Origin of the sequence: Caproicibacter sp. (genome assembly GCF_046707225.1) — a bacterium.
Classification (GTDB): domain Bacteria; phylum Bacillota; class Clostridia; order Oscillospirales; family Acutalibacteraceae; genus Caproicibacter.
On the sequence record NZ_JBJKOP010000036.1, the window covers coordinates 61331 to 81854 of the forward strand.

18 protein-coding genes are annotated in these 20524 nt (G+C 51.8%); 7 read left to right on the forward strand and 11 right to left on the reverse strand.

Translation table 11 applies throughout. The annotated features are described in order from the left end of the window. Positions 1–99: 99 nt before the first annotated feature. The 7 genes from ACLQ3M_RS09425 to ACLQ3M_RS09455 all read left to right on the forward strand — a co-directional run bounded on the left by ACLQ3M_RS09425 (position 100) and on the right by ACLQ3M_RS09455 (position 7394). Positions 100–1041: an ABC transporter permease gene (locus tag ACLQ3M_RS09425; RefSeq protein ID WP_411677430.1), complete on the forward strand. Its 942-nt coding sequence runs from the start codon at positions 100–102 to the stop codon at positions 1039–1041. Further along, the gene (locus tag ACLQ3M_RS09430; RefSeq protein WP_411677431.1) at positions 1041–2093 is read left to right on the forward strand and encodes an ABC transporter permease; all 1053 of its coding nucleotides are present in this window, start codon (positions 1041–1043) and stop codon (positions 2091–2093) included. Before ACLQ3M_RS09425 ends, ACLQ3M_RS09430 begins: the two co-directional genes overlap by 1 nt. A 10-nt stretch (positions 2094–2103) precedes the next feature. Beyond that, positions 2104–3159: an ABC transporter ATP-binding protein gene (locus ACLQ3M_RS09435; protein WP_411677432.1), complete on the forward strand. Its 1056-nt coding sequence runs from the start codon at positions 2104–2106 to the stop codon at positions 3157–3159. Beyond that, a complete protein-coding gene (locus ACLQ3M_RS09440; protein WP_411677434.1) occupies positions 3146–4090 on the forward strand; it encodes an ATP-binding cassette domain-containing protein in 945 nt (314 codons plus the stop codon). Before ACLQ3M_RS09435 ends, ACLQ3M_RS09440 begins: the two co-directional genes overlap by 14 nt. 15 nt (positions 4091–4105) lie before the next feature. Next, positions 4106–4807 carry a tyrosine-protein phosphatase gene (locus ACLQ3M_RS09445; RefSeq protein WP_411677435.1) on the forward strand — a complete coding sequence of 234 codons (702 nt, stop codon included), beginning with the start codon at positions 4106–4108 and terminating at the stop codon, positions 4805–4807. A 59-nt stretch (positions 4808–4866) separates the two neighbouring features. Continuing rightward, positions 4867–5955 (forward strand): mandelate racemase/muconate lactonizing enzyme family protein, encoded by a 1089-nt coding sequence (locus ACLQ3M_RS09450; protein ID WP_411677436.1) that lies wholly within the window; start codon positions 4867–4869, stop codon positions 5953–5955. Between the two features lie 71 nt (positions 5956–6026). Beyond that, positions 6027–7394 (forward strand): transglutaminase-like domain-containing protein, encoded by a 1368-nt coding sequence (locus ACLQ3M_RS09455; RefSeq protein WP_411677437.1) that lies wholly within the window; start codon positions 6027–6029, stop codon positions 7392–7394. Here ACLQ3M_RS09455 and ACLQ3M_RS09460 read toward each other — a convergent pair. From ACLQ3M_RS09460 to ACLQ3M_RS09510, 11 genes are read right to left on the reverse strand one after another with little or no spacing between them, the layout of a single operon-like run. Continuing rightward, positions 7378–8826, reverse strand: a complete 1449-nt coding sequence (locus ACLQ3M_RS09460; RefSeq protein WP_411677438.1) for a PIG-L family deacetylase — start codon at positions 8824–8826, stop codon at positions 7378–7380. The two genes, ACLQ3M_RS09455 and ACLQ3M_RS09460, sit on opposite strands and share 17 nt — an antisense overlap. A 32-nt stretch (positions 8827–8858) precedes the next feature. Further along, entirely contained in the window at positions 8859–10031 is a 1173-nt protein-coding gene (locus tag ACLQ3M_RS09465; protein WP_411677439.1) for a Coenzyme F420 hydrogenase/dehydrogenase, beta subunit C-terminal domain, read from the reverse strand. A 5-nt stretch (positions 10032–10036) separates the two neighbouring features. Continuing rightward, positions 10037–10660: an acyltransferase gene (locus ACLQ3M_RS09470; protein ID WP_411677440.1), complete on the reverse strand. Its 624-nt coding sequence runs from the start codon at positions 10658–10660 to the stop codon at positions 10037–10039. A 14-nt stretch (positions 10661–10674) separates the two neighbouring features. Continuing rightward, a complete protein-coding gene (locus tag ACLQ3M_RS09475; protein ID WP_411677441.1) occupies positions 10675–12252 on the reverse strand; it encodes an oligosaccharide flippase family protein in 1578 nt (525 codons plus the stop codon). Continuing rightward, positions 12249–14507, reverse strand: a complete 2259-nt coding sequence (locus ACLQ3M_RS09480) for a glycosyltransferase (RefSeq protein ID WP_411677442.1) — start codon at positions 14505–14507, stop codon at positions 12249–12251. Before ACLQ3M_RS09480 ends, ACLQ3M_RS09475 begins: the two co-directional genes overlap by 4 nt. 38 nt (positions 14508–14545) lie before the next feature. After that, positions 14546–15631: an EpsG family protein gene (locus ACLQ3M_RS09485; protein WP_411677443.1), complete on the reverse strand. Its 1086-nt coding sequence runs from the start codon at positions 15629–15631 to the stop codon at positions 14546–14548. A gap of 37 nt (positions 15632–15668) precedes the next feature. Then, positions 15669–16790 carry a glycosyltransferase family 4 protein gene (locus ACLQ3M_RS09490; RefSeq protein ID WP_411677444.1) on the reverse strand — a complete coding sequence of 374 codons (1122 nt, stop codon included), beginning with the start codon at positions 16788–16790 and terminating at the stop codon, positions 15669–15671. Between the two features lie 16 nt (positions 16791–16806). Further along, positions 16807–17856 carry a radical SAM/SPASM domain-containing protein gene (locus tag ACLQ3M_RS09495; RefSeq protein WP_411677445.1) on the reverse strand — a complete coding sequence of 350 codons (1050 nt, stop codon included), beginning with the start codon at positions 17854–17856 and terminating at the stop codon, positions 16807–16809. Beyond that, positions 17762–19108, reverse strand: coding sequence for a glycosyltransferase (locus tag ACLQ3M_RS09500; protein WP_411677447.1), 1347 nt, complete (start codon positions 19106–19108; stop codon positions 17762–17764). Before ACLQ3M_RS09500 ends, ACLQ3M_RS09495 begins: the two co-directional genes overlap by 95 nt. Continuing rightward, positions 19105–19821 (reverse strand): acyltransferase, encoded by a 717-nt coding sequence (locus ACLQ3M_RS09505; RefSeq protein WP_411677448.1) that lies wholly within the window; start codon positions 19819–19821, stop codon positions 19105–19107. Before ACLQ3M_RS09505 ends, ACLQ3M_RS09500 begins: the two co-directional genes overlap by 4 nt. 13 nt (positions 19822–19834) lie before the next feature. Further along, positions 19835–20524, reverse strand: coding sequence for a sugar transferase (locus ACLQ3M_RS09510; RefSeq protein WP_411677449.1), 690 nt, complete (start codon positions 20522–20524; stop codon positions 19835–19837).

The window sequence follows — 20524 nt, forward strand, 5'->3', positions numbered from 1 at the left end:
TGACAAAATTCCGTGCTGTGGAAGAAAGCGGTGCCCGGCATGGAATTTTGCCATACATTCTGGCAGGAAATATTCTGAATCAGGGGGGCTGTTGCGCTTATGCTGTGGTATTGTGTCAAACGGTTGCTACGCTCTCTGGGCAGTCTTTGCATTATAATTGTGATTGTCTTTTGCCTCTTAAGGCTGATGCCGGTTGAAGGCTATTTTCCAAATTACGATAAAATGAGTGCCCAGGAAATTCAAAACGGATTGCAGAAGATGGGGCTGACCGCTCCGTTATATCAGCAGCTGTTTCATTTTTTCGGAGAATTGCTTCATGGGGATTTGGGAGTGTCGAATATCTACCGCGTCGATTATCCGATTGTCAGGATCATCGCGCAGAAAGCGCCGGTTTCCATCGAGTTCGGACTGATCGCAATGGCCATCAGTCTGCCGCTTGGTCTGGCCCTCGGCGTGCTGATGGCGAAGAAAAAGGGCGGATTCTGGGACCAGTTCGGCACGGCCTATATCGTATTTATCGAGGCGGTCCCTATTATGTTGATCTATCTGTTTCTTCAGTTGTACGGCACCAGTGTGTTCCATCTTGGAATCCTGTATGATTCCGACAAGCCTGCCACCGCTATTTTGCCCGTTCTTTCGCTTGCTCTGCCCTCCGTTTCCGGGTATGCCATGTGGCTGCGCCGCTTTATGGTCGACGAATCCAACATGGAGTACATTAAATTTGCAAAAGCCAAGGGCGTGCCGAACAACGCCATTTGGTTCAGGCATGTATTCCGGAACGCGATGGTGCCCCTTGTCCAGTTGATTCCGGGTTCTCTGCTGCTGACTATCGCCGGTTCCATCTATGTCGAATCGCTGTATTCCATTCCCGGAATGGGGGGGCTGCTGGTAGATGTGATTAAACGGCAGGACAATACCATGGTACAGGCGCTGGTCATCGTTTTTGCCGCGTTAAGTATCTTTGGGCTTTTGCTGGGCGATATCTTAATGGCGATTGTAGATCCGCGCATCAGTCTAACGAAAAAGGCGGTATCCAGATAATGTCGAAGTTTTCAATTACGGAACAATACACCGAAAAGCTGGAAAAGCCTCTGCTGGAAGAGCTGAAACAAAAGGCAGAAAATTTGAAAGACGATCTGACGCCGGAGGAAATTTCCAAGCTGGAACCTAGGCTGTTCAGCCGGGTGGAGTATAATCAGGGCGAGGCCGAAAAGGTCGGATATTCGGATTATTCCTATTGGAGGGGAACCCTTCGGATGTTCCTGAAAGACAAGGTCGCCATTGTTACGCTCTGCATATTGGTGGTCGTCATTCTGTTTACACTGCTTCAGCCGCTGATGCCGGGGCAGATGGATCCCAACCTGATTAACAACGACCCGACGACCGGGATGCAGATCAGCAATCAGAAACCGAATGCTACCTTCTGGTTCGGTACAAACTCCATCGGGCAGGATCTTTGGAGCAGACTGTGGGCGGGCACCAGGACTTCCCTGTTCATCGGTCTTTCGGTCGCGCTGATTCAGACCGTGGTCGGCATCGGTATGGGGGTCCTGTGGGGTTATATCAGAATGCTCGACTTTTTCTTTACGGAGCTTTATAACGTGGTCAGCAATATCCCGACGACCATTATCCTGATTCTTGCGTCTTACATTATGCGACCGAGCGTCAGCACCATCATTATTGCCATGTGCATTACCGGCTGGCTCGGCATGGCGCGGTTTATCCGAAACCAGGTGCTCATCATCCGCGACCGGGATTTTAATCTGGCGTCACGGTGCCTGGGAACGCCCACCTGGAGGCTGATTCTTAAAAATCTTCTGCCTCAGATGGTGTCGATCATTACGCTGCGCATGTCGCTGGCCATTCCGGGCGCAATCGGCTCCGAAGTGTTCCTGACCTATATCGGACTGGGCCTGCCGGTGGAAACGCCATCCCTCGGCAACCTGGTCGATCAGGGGCGCGTGCTGATGATGTCCCCGGCGCTGCGGTATCAGCTGATTTTTCCCGCCGTTGTTGTTTCAGTGATCACCGTATGTTTTTACCTGTGCGGGAATGCTTTTGCGGACGCGGCGGACCCCAAGAATCATACATAAGGAGAAAATCATGGAACGAGAGGTTATCTTGTCGGTGCGGGATCTGAACGTAAAATTCCGGATGCGCAAAAAAGCCCTGCATGCGATCCGCGGTATTTCACTGGACCTGTATCAGGGCGAAAGCTTGGCTATCGTTGGGGAATCCGGGTCGGGAAAATCCGTCCTCTCGAAGAACTTCATCGGCCTTTTGGACAAAAACGGTTATGTGGAATCCGGTACGATCCTGTTCGGGGGGAAAGATATTACACACCTGAAGGAGAAAGAGTGGGAGCAGATCCGGGGCGGGCAAATCGCCATGATTATGCAGGATCCGATGACAAGCCTGAATCCGCTGAAAAGCATCGGGTGGCAGATCTGCGAGGCCCTGAAATATCACCGGAAAATTGTCGGGCAGGCGGCTCAGAAAAAAGCGGCCGAGCTTCTGACGGACGTCGGAATCACAGAGCCGGAAACAAGGCTGAAGCAATATCCGCATGAATTTTCCGGAGGAATGAGACAAAGGGTTGCAATCGCGATCGCCGTTGCCTGTAACCCGCAGGTACTTATTTGTGACGAACCGACCACAGCGTTGGACGTCACGATTCAGGCACAGATTCTGAACCTGCTGAAATCGCTGAAAGACCGCTACGGGCTGACTCTGGTCTTTATTACCCACGACTTGGGCGTCGTTGCTAATATTGCGGACCGCATCGCCGTCATGTACGCGGGCGATATTGTGGAAATCGGTACCTGCTGTGAAATCTTTTATGACCCGAAGCATCCCTACACCTGGGCGCTGCTTTCGTCTCTACCGCAGCTTGGCACAAAGGGTGAAAAGCTGTATTCCATTCAGGGAACGCCGCCAAATCTCTATCTGCCCATCCGGGGCGACGCGTTTGCGCCCCGAAACCCGAACGCGCTTGCAATCGATTACCTGCACCGCCCGCCTTATTTTCAGGTCAGTGAAACCCATAAGGCAAAAACCTGGCTTTTAGACAGCCGGGCGCCCAAAATCGCTCCCCCGGAACAGATTCAGTCCATTCGCAGCATTTGTTTTTTGGGAGGAGAAACCGATGGTAGAGAATAAAGAAGTCCTTTTGAGCGTCAAAGACCTGAAAGTTGCGTTTGGTGCGAAAAAACACAGATTCGAGGCTGTCCGGGGAATCAGTTTCGATATCTACAAAGGGGAGACTTTCGGACTGGTCGGTGAATCCGGATCCGGAAAAACCACGGTCGGAAGAGCGATTATCAGACTGATTCCCGTCAGCGGCGGGGAGATTGTCTTTAACGGGGAGCGTATCAGCGGGAAAATCCCGCGCACGCTCGACAAAAAGGTGATCCGGAACATCCAGATGATTTTCCAGGACCCCATGGTCTCTCTGAACGAGCGTGCCAAAGTGGATTATATTGTGAAGGAGGGGCTTTTCAATACGGAAAAAGGTCTCTCTGCGCAGGAATATGAAGACAGGGTACAGAAAGCTCTGATGGATGTGGGCCTGCTGCCGGAGTTTGCGGGGCGGTTTCCTCACGAATTTTCAGGAGGTCAGCGCCAGAGAATCGGAATTGCCAGGGCGTTGATTATGAAGCCGTCGTTTATTATTGCGGACGAGCCGATTTCCGCGCTGGATGTTTCCATCCGCGCGCAGGTTTTAAATCTGCTGAGCAATTTGCAGAAAGAACGCGGACTGACTTATCTTTTTATCGCGCACGACCTGTCCGTCATGCGCTTCATCTCGGACCGCATTGCCGTAATTCATAAAGGGCGGCTTGTGGAGATGGCCGAGACGGAGAAACTCTTTCAGCATCCGCTGCATCCCTACACGCAGGCGCTGCTTTCCGCCATTCCTTTGCCGAATCCCGAAGCGGAAAAACAGAAAAAACTAAAGGTTTACGACCCCGCCTGCCATGATTACTCCACCGACCCGCCGGTCTGGGCAGAAGCGGAAGAAGGCCATTTTATTCTGGCGAATCAGGCGGAACTGAAGAAATACCGCGAAGTTTTGCAGCATGAGAGGTAAAAGGGAAATGAGAGCATGAGAAGATATCGTTGCAAGCATTGCAGGAATATGCGGGACCTGGGCGGTTACCCCGCCGCGGGGAGCGGTATCACGGCGTGGGGCCGGTTTATCAGGAGTGATGCGCCGGTTCTGCTGACGAAGGACGAAACAGCCATGCTGCGAGAACGAAATATCATGACCGTAATTGACCTGAGGTACCCGGATGAAGCCGAAAGAAAGCCCTGTTTCCTTGCCGGGGAAAAGGGCTTTTCCTATTACAATTTCAGCATCGGTTCTGGGTTCGTCCCCGCCGAAGAAGAAGAAATCAAACATTCTTATATGACTTTTGTCCATCATCAATCTGCGATGAAACAGGTTTTTCAAACCATGGCCAAAGCAGACAACGGCGTCCTTTTCCACTGTTCCGCGGGGAAAGACCGCACCGGGGTTGTGTCCGCCCTGCTGCTTTCTCTTGCTGGTGTGGAAGATTGCGATATTCTGGCGGATTACGAGGTGTCCTATACTTATATCCGGCCGATTTTGCGGAAGCTGAGGGAAAACGACCCCAGCCTTCCGGCTTTTGCCGGCAGATCCAAAATAGAGTATCTGGAGGATTTCCTGAAACTGTTTCGAGCCGAATATGGCTGTACCGAGGATTATTTGACGGGGATCGGGTTGGATCGGACGATTCTTCTTCGGCTGAAATCCAGACTGCTGGATGAAAGCGGCTTGCCATAAGAGTAGGGGGCCGGCGGGCGTTGGCGCGCGTGCCTTTTTGAAAACGGGAGGGAAGAGAAATGAAAATAACAAATGTGCAAGTTCAGACCGTGGAAGTACCGCTTTTGGAACCGTTCCGAATTTCTCTGGGTGTCATCACTCACGCGAGAAGCGCGATTGTGTCCCTTGAGACGGACGAAGGGCTTGTGGGGTACGGAGAGGGAGCCCCCGGCTTACTGGTTACCGGCGAAAATCTTCCCGGAACGGTTGCCGGAATCGAACTGATGAAACCGGATCTGATCGGACTTGACCCGACCGATTTGGAAGCCGTCTACTGGGCGATGAACCGGTCACAGGCGCATGCCCCAAGCGGGAAAACGGCGGTTGACATGGCCTGTTACGATTTGCTTGGTCAGAAAGCCGGACTTCCGGTTTACAAGCTGCTTGGCGGACTGAGCAACTCCATCGAAACAGATATCACCGTGAGCATCAACCGACCGGAGGTCATGGCGAAAAAAGCAAAAGCCTGGGTCGAAAAAGGGTTCGATACCGTTAAAATCAAGGTGGGAACCGGAAGAAGCGAGGACCTTGCGCGGATGAAAGTCATTCGTGAGGCAGTCGGCCCGGATGTAAAAATCCGCGTGGATGCGAATCAGGCCTGGTCGGCGAAAGCGGCAATCCGGATGATTGAATGTCTGAATGAATATGATCTGGAGTTGGTGGAACAGCCTGTGCCGTATTATGATATCGAGGGGCTGGAGTACGTTACAAAGCATACGAACGTGCCGATTATGTCGGATGAAAGCTGCTTCACGGCGACGGACGCGCTGCGCCTTGTTGAAAGACGTGCCGTTGATATTCTCAATATCAAACTGATGAAGTGCGGCGGAATCCGCGAGGCTCTGAAAATCAATACGGTCTGTGAAACCGCAGGAATCCAGTGTATGCTTGGCTGTATGATTGAGGAGACCAATGTGGGAATTACAGCCGCGGCCAGTCTTGGCGCGGCGCTGAAAAACATTACCCGGGCCGACCTGGACGCTACGTTCAGTCTGAGCGATATGCCGTTTGTCGGCGGTATGCGGGTTGAAGGGGCCAACCGGCTGGTGCTTTCAGAAGAACCGGGGTTCGGCTTTGTCGGGCTGAACGGGAGCAAAGGAAAGAAATGATTCCAGGCGCTGGCGGAGCGGAATGTGCTTTTCGGCGGAAAAGCATTACATTGAGAGGATGGGATTCTGTCGTGTACTCGGATTTAAAATATCTGGAAGTGCCTCTTCCGGAAGATATTCAAAAAATGAAATGGCATGGGGACTTTGAAACCGTGCGGAGAGTCATCGGCCGCAGGCTTCGTTCGGAACTTCCCTCTGCCTTGCGGAAACGTCTGGAACTGGAACAGGAAATCCTTTTGAGGATTCCCGAGCAGTATCCTTATTCCTGGGAGCAGGCCTGCACAATCCTGAAAGAAAATATTGCCGATTTCAGGGAAGAGGAGCTAACCGCTTTCTGGGAAGACAATATGGTCGAGTGGATTTACGTTAAAGGGAAAGTCCGTTTTCACCGAAAGTTTCTGGATAATCTGATGAAGACAAGGCCGCAGCTTGCATTGCGGAATCTGCACCCGGAAAACCAGAAGGAACGAAATGCAAATTACGAGCTTTTAGATGCATCCATTGCGGAGATGAAACAAAAGGGAGAACTGAACACCTATTTTCACATCCGCAGCACCATGCAAATTCAGGAAAGCGCCCGAAGAATCGGCGAGACCATTCAGGTACACCTGCCGATTCCGCTTGAGTACGCGCAGGTTCGTAATTTTAAACTGCTGTCCGTTTCCATGAAACCGACTCACGTTGCGCCGCCCGACTATCCCCAGCGGACCGTCTGTTTTGAAACTGCTTTAGAGGAAAACCAGAAGTTTGTGGTCGAATATGAGTTTGAAAGCCATCTGGAATATCAGAACATGGAGCCGTCGCGGGTTCTGGACGCGCAGCCTGCTTTTTACACGGAAGAGCTTCCTCCGCAGATTCATTTCACGCCGTATCTTCGCATGCTGGCGGCGGAAATAATCGGCGATGAAAAAAATCCGCTGCTGAAAGCAAAGAAAATTTACGTGTATATTACGACACACGTGATGTATTCTTTCGTCAGGAGTTACAGCACCATTACAGACCTTACCTCTTACGCTGCGTGCGGGCGGAAAGGTGACTGCGGAATTCAGGCGCTTTTATTCATCACGCTTTGCCGGATCGCAGGAATTCCGGCAAGATGGCAGGCGGGACTCTATGCGACGCCGTATGAAGTCGGCGAGCATGACTGGGCGCAGTTTTATATCGCGCCGTACGGATGGCTTTTTGCCGACTGCTCTTTCGGCGGCACGGCCAAACGCAACGGCGCGGCGGAACGGTGGGAATACTATTTCGGCCATCTCGACCCGTTCCGGATTCCCCTGAGTTCCGAGTTTCAGCACGAGTTTGCCGTCCCGACCGGGCATTTCCGGAACGACCCCTATGATAACCAGGACGGCGAGGCCGCATACGCGGACAGAAACCTCACGTCGGCGGAATTTACGACAGTACATGAAGCGCTGGAGCTCAGACAGATCGAGTGAATCGTTCAAAATCTCTTCTCAGCCGCTCTTTTACCCGGTGAACGAAGCGTCCTGATTCAAAAAGGCTGCGGAAAAACCCTGCGAAACATGCCCGAATGAAGTTCCCGGATTCTTTTTCAGTGGAGTACCGCTCAAAAATGGAATTCGGAAACTCTTTATCTTCCCGCTTTTCATATACCTCAAATTCGGTTAATCCGGGATTGTCTCCCGAAAAATCCGTGATTTGAAACGAAAAGGCACGGATTCCGGTTTGAGTTTCAAATTCCACGATTGTTCTTTTTCCGGAATTGTCGAAAGGGCCGGTTTCCAGGCAGAAACCGTTGTCGAATCGGATGATTCCGTTTTTGACATGGTCATCCGGGGCAAAATTTTCATAGAGGCAAAAGCAGGAAATGTTTACCGGCTCAGGGAACGTAAATTCAACCGATTTTACGGGGTCATTCCGGTCAGGCGACCAGACGCAGTTCCCGAATATCCCGATCCCGTCTCGTTCTGCGGCAAGATCCGGGCAGTCGATGAGCTTAAAATCGTTTAGATATTCCGGGTTTCCGGAAGACGCTTTGATTTTCGCCCGATAGGACAGACTCTTCGTACTGCGGAACCAATAGACGAGGTCGGAGTTGCAGATTCTGTCGAACCTCCATTTTGCCGCTTGCGAACGGTGTTCCCGCAAGGCTTGGTAAATCACATTTTGCCACGGAATCAGCGTTCGCGTTTTCGAAGGGACGGAAAGTCGGATTCTTTCATTCCACGAGTAGGCAGGGATGTCCAGTTCAAAACGGCTGTCGTTTAAAAGCGTTCTGCGCGGGGGCAGGGTCGGCTGCTCCGGCACATGAAAATAGTCCTTTGGTCCGTTCCACACCCCGGCGTAGGCAAACTTTTTCAGGACGACGGGATGATAGCTGTTCCCGGAATTTAAAATTTCACCCAAAACCTCTTCCAGCATCAGGGAGGTACAGCGATGGTCCGGGTGCCAGTCAAAATCAACCGAGATCAGCACCTGTGCGCGCAGGTCCAGCAGAATATCGCGCAGATCCTTTTTGTAGTGGTTACGTGTGTAGGTATGGTGAAATCCGCATTTCTGAAACCGGTAATCAGGGTGGTTTTCCAATCCGTAGGTTTTCAGGCGCCCGCCGGCCGATTCCAGCGGCACGTCCCCGCCCGCGTTATAGAGATGCCTGCTTCCTTTCCAGCCGTCCCCATACCCCATAAACAGAATGTCCTTTTCATCAACGCCCAGAATTTTCAAAGCACGGATTGCTTCTTTTAATCTTTCCGGGCCCTGACCGGGATGATAATCGCCGTTTGTGGTGTACAGGACGGCAACGCTGCTTCCATCGTGCGTCAGGCGGTGAATCAGCTGCCCCGCCACATTGATTTCGTCGTCCGGGTGCGGAACGATGACCAAATATTTTCTGTATTCCGTCTGCATGATTCCTCTTTTCATTCCGGATCGGCTTTTGATTACTCCTGCGTTCCGCGCAGGACTTTTTTGATTCCGGATAAAAAAGATCGCGGAGGAAAGCCGTGAAATTTTGATGGCGAGGCGTATTGTTTCGCAAGCTCGCGAAACGGGCGCCGGTCGATTTCCTCAAAAAACTTACGGCGGTTTCGTCCGGCCTTTGCAGCGCGTTCCATACAGAAATTTTCGGCCCGAATTTCATCCGTCCCGCAATTTGCCCAGATCAGGCGCGGCTTGATTCGTTCAAAGGCCGCCCGGCCCTTTGAAGTGTTAAGAATTACCGCCGAGGTGCCTTTGTCGGTGTCCAGCTCCGGATGGATTTTTTCTATTCCCCAAAAATCCCCCAGAGTAATGTCTCCTTCCTGAAGACAGTGAAAAGGGCATTGGTGGCAGGAGGGACGGAGGAAAAGGTTACGCTCCAGATACCCGGTCATGAAGGGGTCCTGAAAACGGCCGCCGTAATAAACCCCGCCGTTTTGAAAGGTGATCCGGGTACCGAAGTTATGCCAGCCCGCGTCCTTATTTTTAAACTGAACGGATTGGACGGGCGCGCGGTAATCGGATTCGAGCATATCCAGATATTTTCTGAAAACTTTGGGGGAAGCGACTCCGCGGCAGATGAAATCACAGCGAATCAGGTTGTCATATTCTTTTCTTAGGAAACAGCGCAGCGCGGCGTTTTGGCAGGGTGTGCCGCAGAAAAGGACCGGAAGCCCTTTCTTCAGCCATTCCTGTACTTGAGCGTAAATACGTTGCGTATCGCTCTGTAAGTACTTGGACTGCCGGAGCAGGGGAATGTCCTGCTCCGAAAATATGGCGGCGTGCTCCACCGCGAAGTTTTCCGTGTACCGGGCGCCGATCGCCGCTCCACCGTCCGACAGAACCGCTTTGGCTAGTTCGGTAAACAATCCGCCGGATGTGCTGCCGAGCTGCGTTTCCCGGTCTCTGCTGTAGCAGGCGAAGGCCTCCGGCTCGGTTCGGTTTTCCGGCTTCGCCTTAGAAAGCGGGCATTTTAACAGGCAAAGGCCGCAGTCGGTGCATTTTTCCCGGTCAATGACAGGGTACAAAAATCCTTCTTGATCCGGTTCCATAGAAATCGCCCGGTGGACGCAGACGCAAACGCACGCGCCGCAGCCGGTGCATTTTTCCTTTTCAATCACATCTACCGTCATCATGAAACCTACTTCCAGTTTATATTTTCCCGAATTACACGGGCAGGGATGCCCGCGGCGAGGCAGTGCGCCGGAATCTCTCCGGTAACCACGGCGTTTGCGGCGATGACGGAGTGGTCGCCGATCACCGCTCCCTTCAGAATGGTGGCATGAGTGCCGATGAGGACATGGCTTCCGATCCTGATGGGTTTTGTCATATCACTCCCGGTTCCGCAAAGCTCATGCGAATCGGAGTCCAGAATGGTGACGTTGTGGGAAATAAAAGTGCGGTCTCCGATTTCAATCAGGCGGGTACATCTGATTTTCACATCCGAATTGCATCCGCAGTCTTTTCCGAAAAACAGCTTTGCGTTTTCAAATACAATGATGTCTCCGCCGTAATACAGCGTAAACTCACCGCCGGTTTCCAGTACGGCGTCACGGTCCACGCGAACGATGGTTGAGCGTCCGTTCCTCTTGATGCAGTTGACGTTGGTTCTAAAATTTCCCCGAATGATCAGCCTTCCGTTTGGCCCGAAGAGAAAGACGGAACGGGAGTAGGGAATGATTTTTCCTCCGCTTTTCCGAACGTGTCCGCAGAAAAAATTGTAGCGGATCGCAGAAGAAAGCGACAGTTCGTGAGCCAGGCGCATACGGCATCCTCCTTTTATGATTTGTCCTTTCCCGGCAGGAAAGTTTTTTGCGGTCGTGCAGGATTTTTTACGAATTTTTGAAACGGCTGTAAAACAAGTCCCTTTTCATAGGCGTTCAGGCCGAATTTCCAAACAGAAAAAAAGAACAGCACGGAGTAGAGTAGCCCAAACCCCAAAAACCGAGCAGCGCTGTCAACCGGAAAAAAGCGTGTCACGCAGAATCCAAAAGCTGCCGGTAAAATCAGCGCGGGGAAAGTTTTCAGAATCTGTTTCCAGAAAAAATGAATGTCCAGTCCGACTCTTGACTGATAATACCAGTTCATCAGGAAGCCGGAACCCAACGTGATAGAGGCCGCGGTGGCTGCGGCACAGCCGACGCCGCCGAGGGACGGGCATAGAAGAATGCTGGCGGTGAGATTGGCGGCGGCGATGAGCGCGTAGACGATCGAGCGGAATTTGTGCATGTTTTTGGCGATCTGTATTTCAATTCCAAGATTTTGAATTAAAGGAATTGTAACCGGAACCATCAGCAGCAGGGCAATGTGATAAGCCGTCAGGTACGTCCCCGCATATTCCCGGCCCGCCCAACCTTTGATAAAATAGCCGCCGAAAAAAGCAAACCCTGTTAAAATGAAAGATAAAACAAAAAACTGGATTCTTCCGACTTTGGTAAACAGATTTGTTAAAGATTTGATGTCGCCGTGTTCCGCAACCATCCGGTTTACCTTTGGAACAAACACGGACGAAATCGCGGTCGAAAAAGAAAGGTATATGGTGTTGAACTGGGAGCCGATGGAGTAAACTGCCACATCGGAGCTGCCCTTCATTTTCCCAAGTATGATTTTATCGACGCTCCAGTTTGCCTGCTCCGTTACCATGTTCAAAAAGAGATAAGCGGAAAAAATCCAGATTTCCCGAAGCAGCGCAAGATGAAACCGGCTGAAAATAAACTGAGTTTTCAGCTTGCTCAGACAAAACCAGATGTTAATCAGCAGACCCGCCACATTCAAAGCGGTCGTGACGACAACCAGACTGATGGACCGGTACCCCATCAGAAGAAGCGGCAGCGCCAGAAACGGATTTAAAACGGTTCGCAGCAAATTTACCGTTTTTTGAAAAATATACTGCTCGTGAATCATCACGATAGAGTCGAAAACGCTGGTCGGAAATGTAACCGCAATATTAAAAACCATCAGTTTCATCAAAACCGCGGCGATTTTTATCTCTCCGTCCGTCAGCCCGCCGGAAAAAAGAGAGTCCGCGTTTTTAACCAGGACGGAACCGGCCGACAGCGCTAGAATTGAGATCAGGGTGAACAGGGTCAGAAACATCCCGTTCAGGCGAGCCATTCCCGTAACGTCCTTTTTCGCCTGAAGGCGGGAATAGAAACGGATATAGGCGCTGTCGAACCCGAAGCTCAATACCCCGAGGTAGCTGACCACGGAGTAAACCAGATTATAAACTCCGTATTCGCTTTTCCCCAGAAGGCGCAGCATCACGGGCGTATACGCGATGGCGATGACGCTCTGCGCCGCCATCGTCGTGTAGGAAAGAACGACTCCTGCTTTTCTCTGGCTGACTCTCGCGTTCAACTCCGTTCACCCGCCAGCTTTTCAATTTCCTTTGCCGCGTCCAGAGCCCTGGCGCAATAGTCCGGCATGACATTTTGAAGGCGGGCGCGAATGGAGTTTTCTTTGTTCATCAGCCATTTGAAGGCATGCACAAGGTCGCTGCTTTTGCGCAGCGACTGTACCGGTACGACGTAATGCTTGTCGGTCCCAAAAATATCTTTCGCGATTCCCGAAGATTTGACGGAATACCCGACGACAAGGGTCGGCACGCAGGAAGAATATGCCGCGATGGACGCATGGGTTCGGGCGCACAGCATCATGCGGCAGCGGGCGATGCAGCCTTTCAGCTCCATACAGTTATGGTCCTCCACCAGAACCACACGGCCGGTGTCCTGAAAGGGCTCGTACAGATTTTTCATGACCTTAAGGTCGGCCTCCACAACATGAGGGATAAGGGCAACCTGAAAATCGGTTGAAGCAAGAATGAAACGAATCAGCGAAAGGTAATTCCGCAGAGTGATTCCCTTGCTGCTTTCATATTCCAGAATCAGCGGACTGACGTTAATCCCAATCATATGTGTTTCATCGAACCCGGGCGGAAGGGGATGCTTTCGCGCTTGCAGAAGAAACGCCGGGTCCGGGCAGAGCTTTGTGTTTTTGCAGATCCTTGCGTTCAGCAGCGCGCGGTACGTGATGGATTCACGCGCCGTAATCAATGAATATCGGTTTAGGTCCCTGAGAATGTCAGGGTCCTTCAGCAGCTTTGGTTCAATGGAACAACCCCACAGGACGGTTTGAACGCCCTTCTGATTCAGCCTGCGGTTCAGGGTCCTCAGAATCAATGGGTACCGGTAGCGGGGATAACAGTAATTATCTCCGCCAACGGAGATTGCAATTTTAAAATCCGGGTTTCGAAGCAGGTTTCCGTATACTTTGGCGCATTTCATCCCCGCATTTCCCAGGACTTTCATCAGAATCCCGGCAGGCAGCCGAGCGGGATCGTATTGACAAAACGGTTTTCCTGCGGCGCGGACACGCAGGATGCGGTCGATTCCGTAAGACCGGTCGTCCTCCGGATGATCGGAGAAAAGAATGAAACTGAAATCGGTCAGCATTTGTGCGGTTGAGCGGATGATTGCCTCGCAGCCGTGATTTTTGCTGCTTGCGTGAAAATAAAGAGCTGCCGTTTTTCCAAAGTTATCGACCGATTCCTTTTTGGCAGACCTGTTTAAAAGCGTGCGGTGCTTGATAGAATGGTACAGAATCAGGAGCCAGTCAGCGTTTAGCTTGACGCATAAAATCTGCGGCCGGACATTTCTTCGAAAACTGCTTCGTTTTTTCCAGGCGCTGTGAAGCGCTTCCTGAACAATGGGCAGTCGCTTTAGCTCCCTGCAATACCGGATGCGCCTGAACAGCCCCAGGGGAGTTCCCTTTTTGCACGTATTCGCGGCCGCAAGAATCAGCGCGTTCGCGGTGCTGGCTCTGATTCCTTCGTCCACGCACGCCCGGCCGTATTTTGCGGAAAGGTTTTTTCGTGACCACTCTAGAACGGCCATCATGTCCGGCCACATGTTTTGTATGTAATTGCGGGTAACGGAGCCGGGGTTATCCCGGTAGAAATAGAGGAATTCACGGTTAATACTGATTCGCTCCGCCGCGTCCACACACTGAAGGACAAAGAGCATATCTTCCGACATTTTGATGGTTTCGCTGAACTGAATCCCGTGTTTTATGAAAAGCTCCCTTGAAATCAGAACCGTGCAGCTGCTTCCCATGATGTTGCGCTCGGAGGGAGACAGAATTCCGGACAGAAGCTTCCTCTTGATTTGAGGATCCTGCTCTTTCATGCCGCGGAACTGGTCGCGGCGGGTTTGGCGGTTCTCTTTCACCATTGCAAAATTACAGAAAACAAGCTGCGACCGGCTGGAAACGGCGTCCTGAATTAATCTGCGGAACATATCTTTAGAGACCCAGTCGTCCGCGTCCGCAAACGCGATGAATTCTCCCCGCGACGCTTGGATGCCCGCGTTTCTTGCGGCGCCGACCCCCGCGTTTTTCTGCCGGATGAAACGGATTCTCCGGTCCCTTTTCGCATATCGGCGGCAGATTTCAGGACTGCTGTCGGTGGAACCGTCGTCGATCAGAATAATCTCCATTTGACGATAGGTTTGATCGACCAGGGATTCCAGGCATTCTTGCAATGTTTTTTCCGCGTTATAAACAGGAACGCATACGCTGACGAGACCTTTTTGGAATTCTTCTGATATTTGTATCATCCGTGCAGTCTCCCGTCTTGTTTTTTCGGATTCTGATTTCATTGAAAAATGGATCGATAGGGCACCGTCTGGCAGCTTCCCATTACAAAATAGTCGTAAATCCACAAAAAAAAGACAAAAGCAAATATCGTTACGCTAATCCATGTCTTTTTTTGCTCTTTGAATTGCCGGCAGTAGGTAGGGACGAGAACAATTTGGGGAATCAGAAAATAGTAAGCAATTCTTTCCGTAAAATAAACGGTCGTATAGGCCGTCAACCGGAAAATGCAGCCCATGATCAAAAGGTTAAACAGCAGAAACATGCGGGAATCCCGTTTCAGTTCCCGTCGGAGCAAAAAACCGGGAAGTAAAAAAGGAACGGTGCGTGCAAAAACGCCGATGCTGAACGAAAAACTCTTGGTTGCCCGCAGATAACCGGAGTAATAGCGCAGGGAGCCGATTCCGCCGAGAATCGGATACAGAATCCGATTGTAGTTCAGGACCAGAAAAATCAGGGCGGCATAGGAGATCATGGCCGGCGCTTGATATTTCGGCTTTCCGTACAAAAAATAGGCAAAGTAAACGGGGAACAGAATGAGTGCGGAAAGGTGAAAACAGCAGGCGAAAGCGGTCAGCGCGGAAAATCGAAACAGCTTTCTGGAAGTAACATATTTTAACGCGTAAAACTCGATTGACATGGCCGCCGCCTGACGCATGATATCAAACGAAAGCTGGTAATACAGCAGCATGAAAACAAGCATGCCCAACCCCACGCTGAGCTTTTTTCGGTATTGCTTCAAACAGAGGAAAACAAAAAGAATCGTGAGGAACGAAACAAGAAAAAGAAGAACCGGGAAACCGCAGCCCAGCGCGATGACAAATCGGTTCAGCAGTACGAACCCGAGTTCCATGCGGCTGTGATAATGAATATGATTCTGAAGATTCTGAAATTCGGGATAATAAACCAGCAGATAATCCGTCCCGATGCCGTACCGAAATCCGGCGGTCAGAGAAGGAATCAAAATAGCGTTGCAGGCAAAAAATCCCTGTGCCCGGATATCCCCGGACCGGACGGAGCATTCGGCATTGAGAGCGGTGAGCAAACCGATGATGCCGTAAAAGATCATGGAGCTGTAAAAATCCATAAGCGCCCCCGAACCGCATTTTTAATCTCTCTTTTTTTCATCCTGTGTCTTCCCCCTCAGCTTTCACGTTCCGGTACGCGGACCGCGCGGTTTCGCGTGCGACAAGGTCCCAGTCGTGGTGCTTCAGGACATATTTTCGCGCCTGAACCGTCTTTTGGGCGGACGGCCCCTCCTTTAAAATGGAGCAAATCCGTTGCCGGAGATCTTCCGGGTCGCCTTTTCGAAACGTGTATCCGAAGGGTCCCAGCACTTCCGTGTTTTCCGGAATATCGCTTACAAGGCAGGGGCAGCCGCAGCTCATGGCTTCCAGCAGACTGATGGGCATGCCTTCTACATCGCTGGGGAGCAGATAAAGGAACGCGTTGCTGAAGAGTTCGTCCAATTCCGGTCCCCGGACAAATCCCGCCATGACAACTCGTTTATCTTTGGCCGCCGTTTTGCGGATAAAGTCCGTGTAGCCGTCGGAATGGCTGCTCATCCCGGCCACAACCAGCTTTTTCTCCGTATCGATCTCCGCAAAGGCGCGCAGCAGATAGTGCAGCCCCTTTTCGGGAACGATACGGGCCAGAAATAGCAGATAGCAGCCTTGGCGCAAGCCGTACTTTTGGGTAATAAGGCTGGCTTTTCGAATTTCCGGACGGTTCACTCCATTCGGAATCAACAGGGTTTCCCTGCCGTAGGTATTTTTAAAGTACTGCCGGACATTCTGAGAGAGGACAATGAGTTCATCCGCGTATTTGACCGCGCATTTTTCTCCCAGCAGCAGGAAATTTGACGCCAAGTTGCCCCACTTCGAGCGCTGCCAGTCCAGACCGTGAATGGTCGCAGCCGTGCGGATTCCAAAGAGGTGAGGCAGCCAAAGCATGGCGCAGGGGCCTTCCGCGTGAAAGTGAATCACGTCATACCGCCCGAACAGCGCGTGGACGGCGGCGAGAAAGGAATAGACGGGCGCGTCAAGGCTTTTTCGGTTGATGGTCGGCACGGTAACAATCCGGATTCCGTGATATTCGCGGTTGCGCGGAAAGCCCTTTTTGCCTCGGTTGTAAACGGTTACCTCATGCCCCATTTCAACCAGCCGCAAAGAGAGTTCCTCTACATGAATTTCAACGCCGCCTTCACGGCTGGGGATCCTTTTCTGCCCGATCATTGCAATTTTCATAGCGGCCTCACAAAACTTATTCCCGCAGCAGTCCGGCGGCGTCGTTCTGAATTTTGTTTTCTTCCCCGGGGCTTTCCCGAATAAAATCGTTTTCCTTCAGGCTGTACCCGCGTTTCAGCAGTTTGTGCCGGACGACCCACCCGGCGGGTACGGAAAAATGCTGTTTCATGGCGGGGGAAACGCTGCCGATCATCCAGCAGTTTTTGGGGCAGCATCTCACCGCCGTGCGCACTTTTTCCGCTTCGGCGGAATTCCAGATCTCTTCCCACGATTGGTTCTTCAGGCTGCCCATCGGCATTTTGCAATCCATTCCGTTGCAGGGCAGAACATCGCCGAACGGATCGAGAAAAAAGCCGTTGCTCCCCATTTCGCAGGGCAAAAGACGGGGGTTTCCATAAATGTAATTGATCAGCCCGTGGTTAAAGTAGGCGCGAAACCACTTTTTGGGCGAATTGCTTTTCAGCAGCTCGTTGATCAGCTTTTCAAATTGCAGCGCCGTGTGGTATTTGTCAACGATAGCGTTGTCCGTTTTGCGAAAATAGAAAGAGTTGTGAAGCGCGGCGGTCGCGAATTCCATTTTCATATCACGGGCCAGCTCGTAAAGCAGAAGCAGGTCGTCCGCGTTGCCGTCCTGAACCGTCATGCCGAATCCCACATCCCTGCGGCCGGCGGCGACAAGCTCCAGCAGGCAGCGCAGGCCGTGGTCAAAGCCGTCCCGAATGCCGCGAATGGAGTCGTTTGTTTTGGGCATTCCCTCTATGCTGATCCGGATTCCCAGCCGGGGGTATTTGCGGCAGAGAGCTAAGATTTTCTGATGAAAATATCCGTTTGTCGAGATGACGATCCGGTCGGCTTTTCGATACAGCTCGGAAACGATTTCGTCTAAATCATCGCGGAGAAACGGTTCTCCCCCGGTAATGTTCGCAAATTTCATCCGGGGGAGTTTCCGGAGGAGATCAGGACTGATCTCTTCACTTTTTTTGGTCGGGTCGGCATAGCAGCCGCACATGCTGCAGTGGGCGTTGCAGCGGTATGTGACGATAATCGATCCGTGTAGATGATTCATGATTGTTTCCTCCGTGCTGACTCAGACTTTTGTATTCCTGAAAAAATTTCTCAAGATAGCGTTCGGCGCTGAATTCCTTTTTGGCCCGTTCCAGGGCGTTTTTACACAGTTCAGCGTATTCCTGATCATCCAGCCGATACAGCTTTGCAATCGCTTCACGAAGGGAGCCGGCGCTGCCGGCTTTAAAAATATAGCCGTTAACGCCGTTCTCCACCAATTCCGGAAGTCCCCCCAGATTGCTGACAATGCAGGGACGGCCTTTCGCCATTGCTTCCAGAATGGAATAGGGGCAGTTTTCATACCATTCGGACGGCAGAACCACGCATTTGCACTGCTCCACCAGCGTTTGAAGCGCTTCGCCGCTTTGAAAACCGACGAAGCGAACGGATTCCGTCAGTCCGTTCTCCGCCGTGAAGCGCTCAAGCTCCGGGCGCTGCGGCCCGTCCCCCGCTACGGTCAATCCCATGGATGCTCGCGGGCCGGCTTTTTTCAACGCTTTCAATAAGGTCAGAATTCCTTTTTCCGGCGACAGCCGTCCGAAGTAAAGCAAAGAATCGCCGCAGTGTTCGGGCATCCGGTAAATCGTGCCGACCGGCAGAGGGTTCCTCAAAAAGCGGATCGGTTTCCGGGTGAATCCCGCTTTAGTCATCTTGTCCTGCAAAAAAAGGGATGGAGACAGATAGAGATCAACCCGGTCGTAGAGCTTTTTCCATCTCAGAAAACTGGCCTCCACGGCGGCAAGAACGCTTTTGATCCGGGAATTTTTCACGCACTTTTTCAGGATACACGGCAGGAAGCATCCCCCGGAGCATCTTTCACAGACTGCTCCATGAGAGAGCATGGTGCAGTTCGGGCAGAGAAAAACCAGATCGTGCGCGATAAAAACAACGGGAATGCCGTGCCGCTTGAGCGGTTCAAGAATGGAAAGCGTAATTTGCCTGTGTACCAGATTTAAAACCGCTAAATCGGGCTTTTCCTGTTGAATCAGGCGTTCCATCTTCTTTTTTGCTTCCAGTGAGTACACAAGACGGATGCCGAACCTGATTTTTCGAATTGCACGCAGGCTCTTTTCGTTGTAGTCCACGTTCGAAACAAAGAAAGGCGTTTGCCGGCAGGGGATGTTTTGGGGGTTCAGCATGGAAAAAAAGACGACCTCATGTCCGCTGTTTTTCAGCGCGTCGGCCAGAGTGAAATAGTAGGTCTCGGCTCCGCCCTTCGGATAATGAAATTTATTGACCAGCAGTATTTTCATAATGCCTTCTCTTTCCGTGAGCCGCGGTATTTCATCACCTTGGCGGGTACGCCTCCTGCTACCGCCCGGTCGGGAACGTCACGGTTTACCACAGCGCCTGCGGCGATTACCGCGCCGTCTCCGATTCTAACCCCGTCCAGAATGGTGGCCTTTGCGCCGATCCAGCAGTCGGAGCCGATCTCAATCCCTTTTCGGACCGTGCCCTGAAGACGGATTGGATCTGCAAGATCCTCATAAACATGGTTTTCCGCGTGAAGGCTGGCCATTGGGCCAAAGATGGTGTTGTCACCGATTCTCACGGGCCCTCTCACACCGATAAAACAGCCGGGGGAAAAGCCCACGCAATTCCCGACATTCAGACTTTCGCCCAGCTCCCGCAGAACGCCGGTGCAGTCAATGATGGTATTTCGCCCGATGGAGACGTTCCTTCCGAAGATAACCCTCTGCCGGCAGAGAGCGTTGATGCATGCTCCGTCTTCAATCAGCAGATTTTTACCGCAGGAAATATTCCCCGCGCATTTGATTTTTACATGCTTTCCGATCAGGACAATCCCGTCCCTGCGGTGAAACGCAAGCCCTCGAATCCATCCTCTTGCCAGTTGGCGGAACCTTTCCCAGAAAACACCGCAAAGGTCTTTCAGTTGAATGCGATCCTGCAGAAGGTAAGGCTCGCCTTTCAGCTTCGACAGGAATCTTGAAACCGCTTTTCTCATGTACTTCCGTCCTTTAATAGGCGCCCGCCCCGAACAGAACCGCGGGCACCGTTTTCAGAATGGTTTTGAAATCAATCCATAAGCACCGTTCCCGGATATACTGTAAATCCAGATTGACCCAGCGTTCAAAGCTGACATCGCTTCTTCCGCTGATCTGCCAGTAACAGGTTAAACCGGGAGTCACCCGCAGACGCTGCATCTGGTAGGGCGTGTACTGTTCCACTTCCCTTAATAACGGAGGCCGCGGACCGACGATGCTCATTTCACCTTTGAGAATGTTGATCAGCTGCGGCAGCTCGTCGATGCTTCCTCTCCGGATCAAACGGCCGACGCGCGTCACCCGTGGGTCGTTTGAAATTTTAAATACGGGTCCGTCCGCTTCATTCAGGTACCGGATGTTTTTCAGCTGGTCTTCGGCGTCCGGACACATGCTGCGGAATTTATAGAGTTTAAAAGGTTTTCCGTTTCTCCCGGCGCGCATCTGGGTATAAATGACGGGCCCTCTGGAATCAAGTTTGATGGCGCATGCGGTCAGGAGCAAAAGCGGCGAGAAAAAAACAACCCCCATTATGGAAAGAGTGATATCAAAAAACCGTTTGAAAAATTCATAGGCCTGCGCCCGATTCTCAGAAAGCAGGGGATACGCCTGCGCGGGGACCTCGCAGGCAACGGTTTCCGCCTGAAAAGTCACGTCTCGATTCAT

What these genes read in the sequence shown, in the direction of transcription:
- ACLQ3M_RS09500 (WP_411677447.1), bottom strand. Translation starts at nt 19,108, where the DNA reads ATGAAAATACTGCTGGTCAATAAATTTCATTATCCGAAGGGCGGAGCC.
- ACLQ3M_RS09430 (WP_411677431.1), top strand. Translation starts at nt 1,041, where the DNA reads ATGTCGAAGTTTTCAATTACGGAACAATACACCGAAAAGCTGGAAAAG.
- ACLQ3M_RS09495 (WP_411677445.1), bottom strand. Translation starts at nt 17,856, where the DNA reads ATGAATCATCTACACGGATCGATTATCGTCACATACCGCTGCAACGCC.
- ACLQ3M_RS09445 (WP_411677435.1), top strand. Translation starts at nt 4,106, where the DNA reads ATGAGAAGATATCGTTGCAAGCATTGCAGGAATATGCGGGACCTGGGC.
- ACLQ3M_RS09470 (WP_411677440.1), bottom strand. Translation starts at nt 10,660, where the DNA reads ATGCGCCTGGCTCACGAACTGTCGCTTTCTTCTGCGATCCGCTACAAT.
- ACLQ3M_RS09480 (WP_411677442.1), bottom strand. Translation starts at nt 14,507, where the DNA reads ATGATACAAATATCAGAAGAATTCCAAAAAGGTCTCGTCAGCGTATGC.
- ACLQ3M_RS09425 (WP_411677430.1), top strand. Translation starts at nt 100, where the DNA reads ATGCTGTGGTATTGTGTCAAACGGTTGCTACGCTCTCTGGGCAGTCTT.
- ACLQ3M_RS09450 (WP_411677436.1), top strand. Translation starts at nt 4,867, where the DNA reads ATGAAAATAACAAATGTGCAAGTTCAGACCGTGGAAGTACCGCTTTTG.
- ACLQ3M_RS09465 (WP_411677439.1), bottom strand. Translation starts at nt 10,031, where the DNA reads ATGATGACGGTAGATGTGATTGAAAAGGAAAAATGCACCGGCTGCGGC.
- ACLQ3M_RS09490 (WP_411677444.1), bottom strand. Translation starts at nt 16,790, where the DNA reads ATGAAAATTGCAATGATCGGGCAGAAAAGGATCCCCAGCCGTGAAGGC.
- ACLQ3M_RS09485 (WP_411677443.1), bottom strand. Translation starts at nt 15,631, where the DNA reads ATGGATTTTTACAGCTCCATGATCTTTTACGGCATCATCGGTTTGCTC.
- ACLQ3M_RS09435 (WP_411677432.1), top strand. Translation starts at nt 2,104, where the DNA reads ATGGAACGAGAGGTTATCTTGTCGGTGCGGGATCTGAACGTAAAATTC.
- ACLQ3M_RS09510 (WP_411677449.1), bottom strand. Translation starts at nt 20,524, where the DNA reads ATGAATCGAGACGTGACTTTTCAGGCGGAAACCGTTGCCTGCGAGGTC.
- ACLQ3M_RS09460 (WP_411677438.1), bottom strand. Translation starts at nt 8,826, where the DNA reads ATGCAGACGGAATACAGAAAATATTTGGTCATCGTTCCGCACCCGGAC.
- ACLQ3M_RS09505 (WP_411677448.1), bottom strand. Translation starts at nt 19,821, where the DNA reads ATGAGAAAAGCGGTTTCAAGATTCCTGTCGAAGCTGAAAGGCGAGCCT.
- ACLQ3M_RS09440 (WP_411677434.1), top strand. Translation starts at nt 3,146, where the DNA reads ATGGTAGAGAATAAAGAAGTCCTTTTGAGCGTCAAAGACCTGAAAGTT.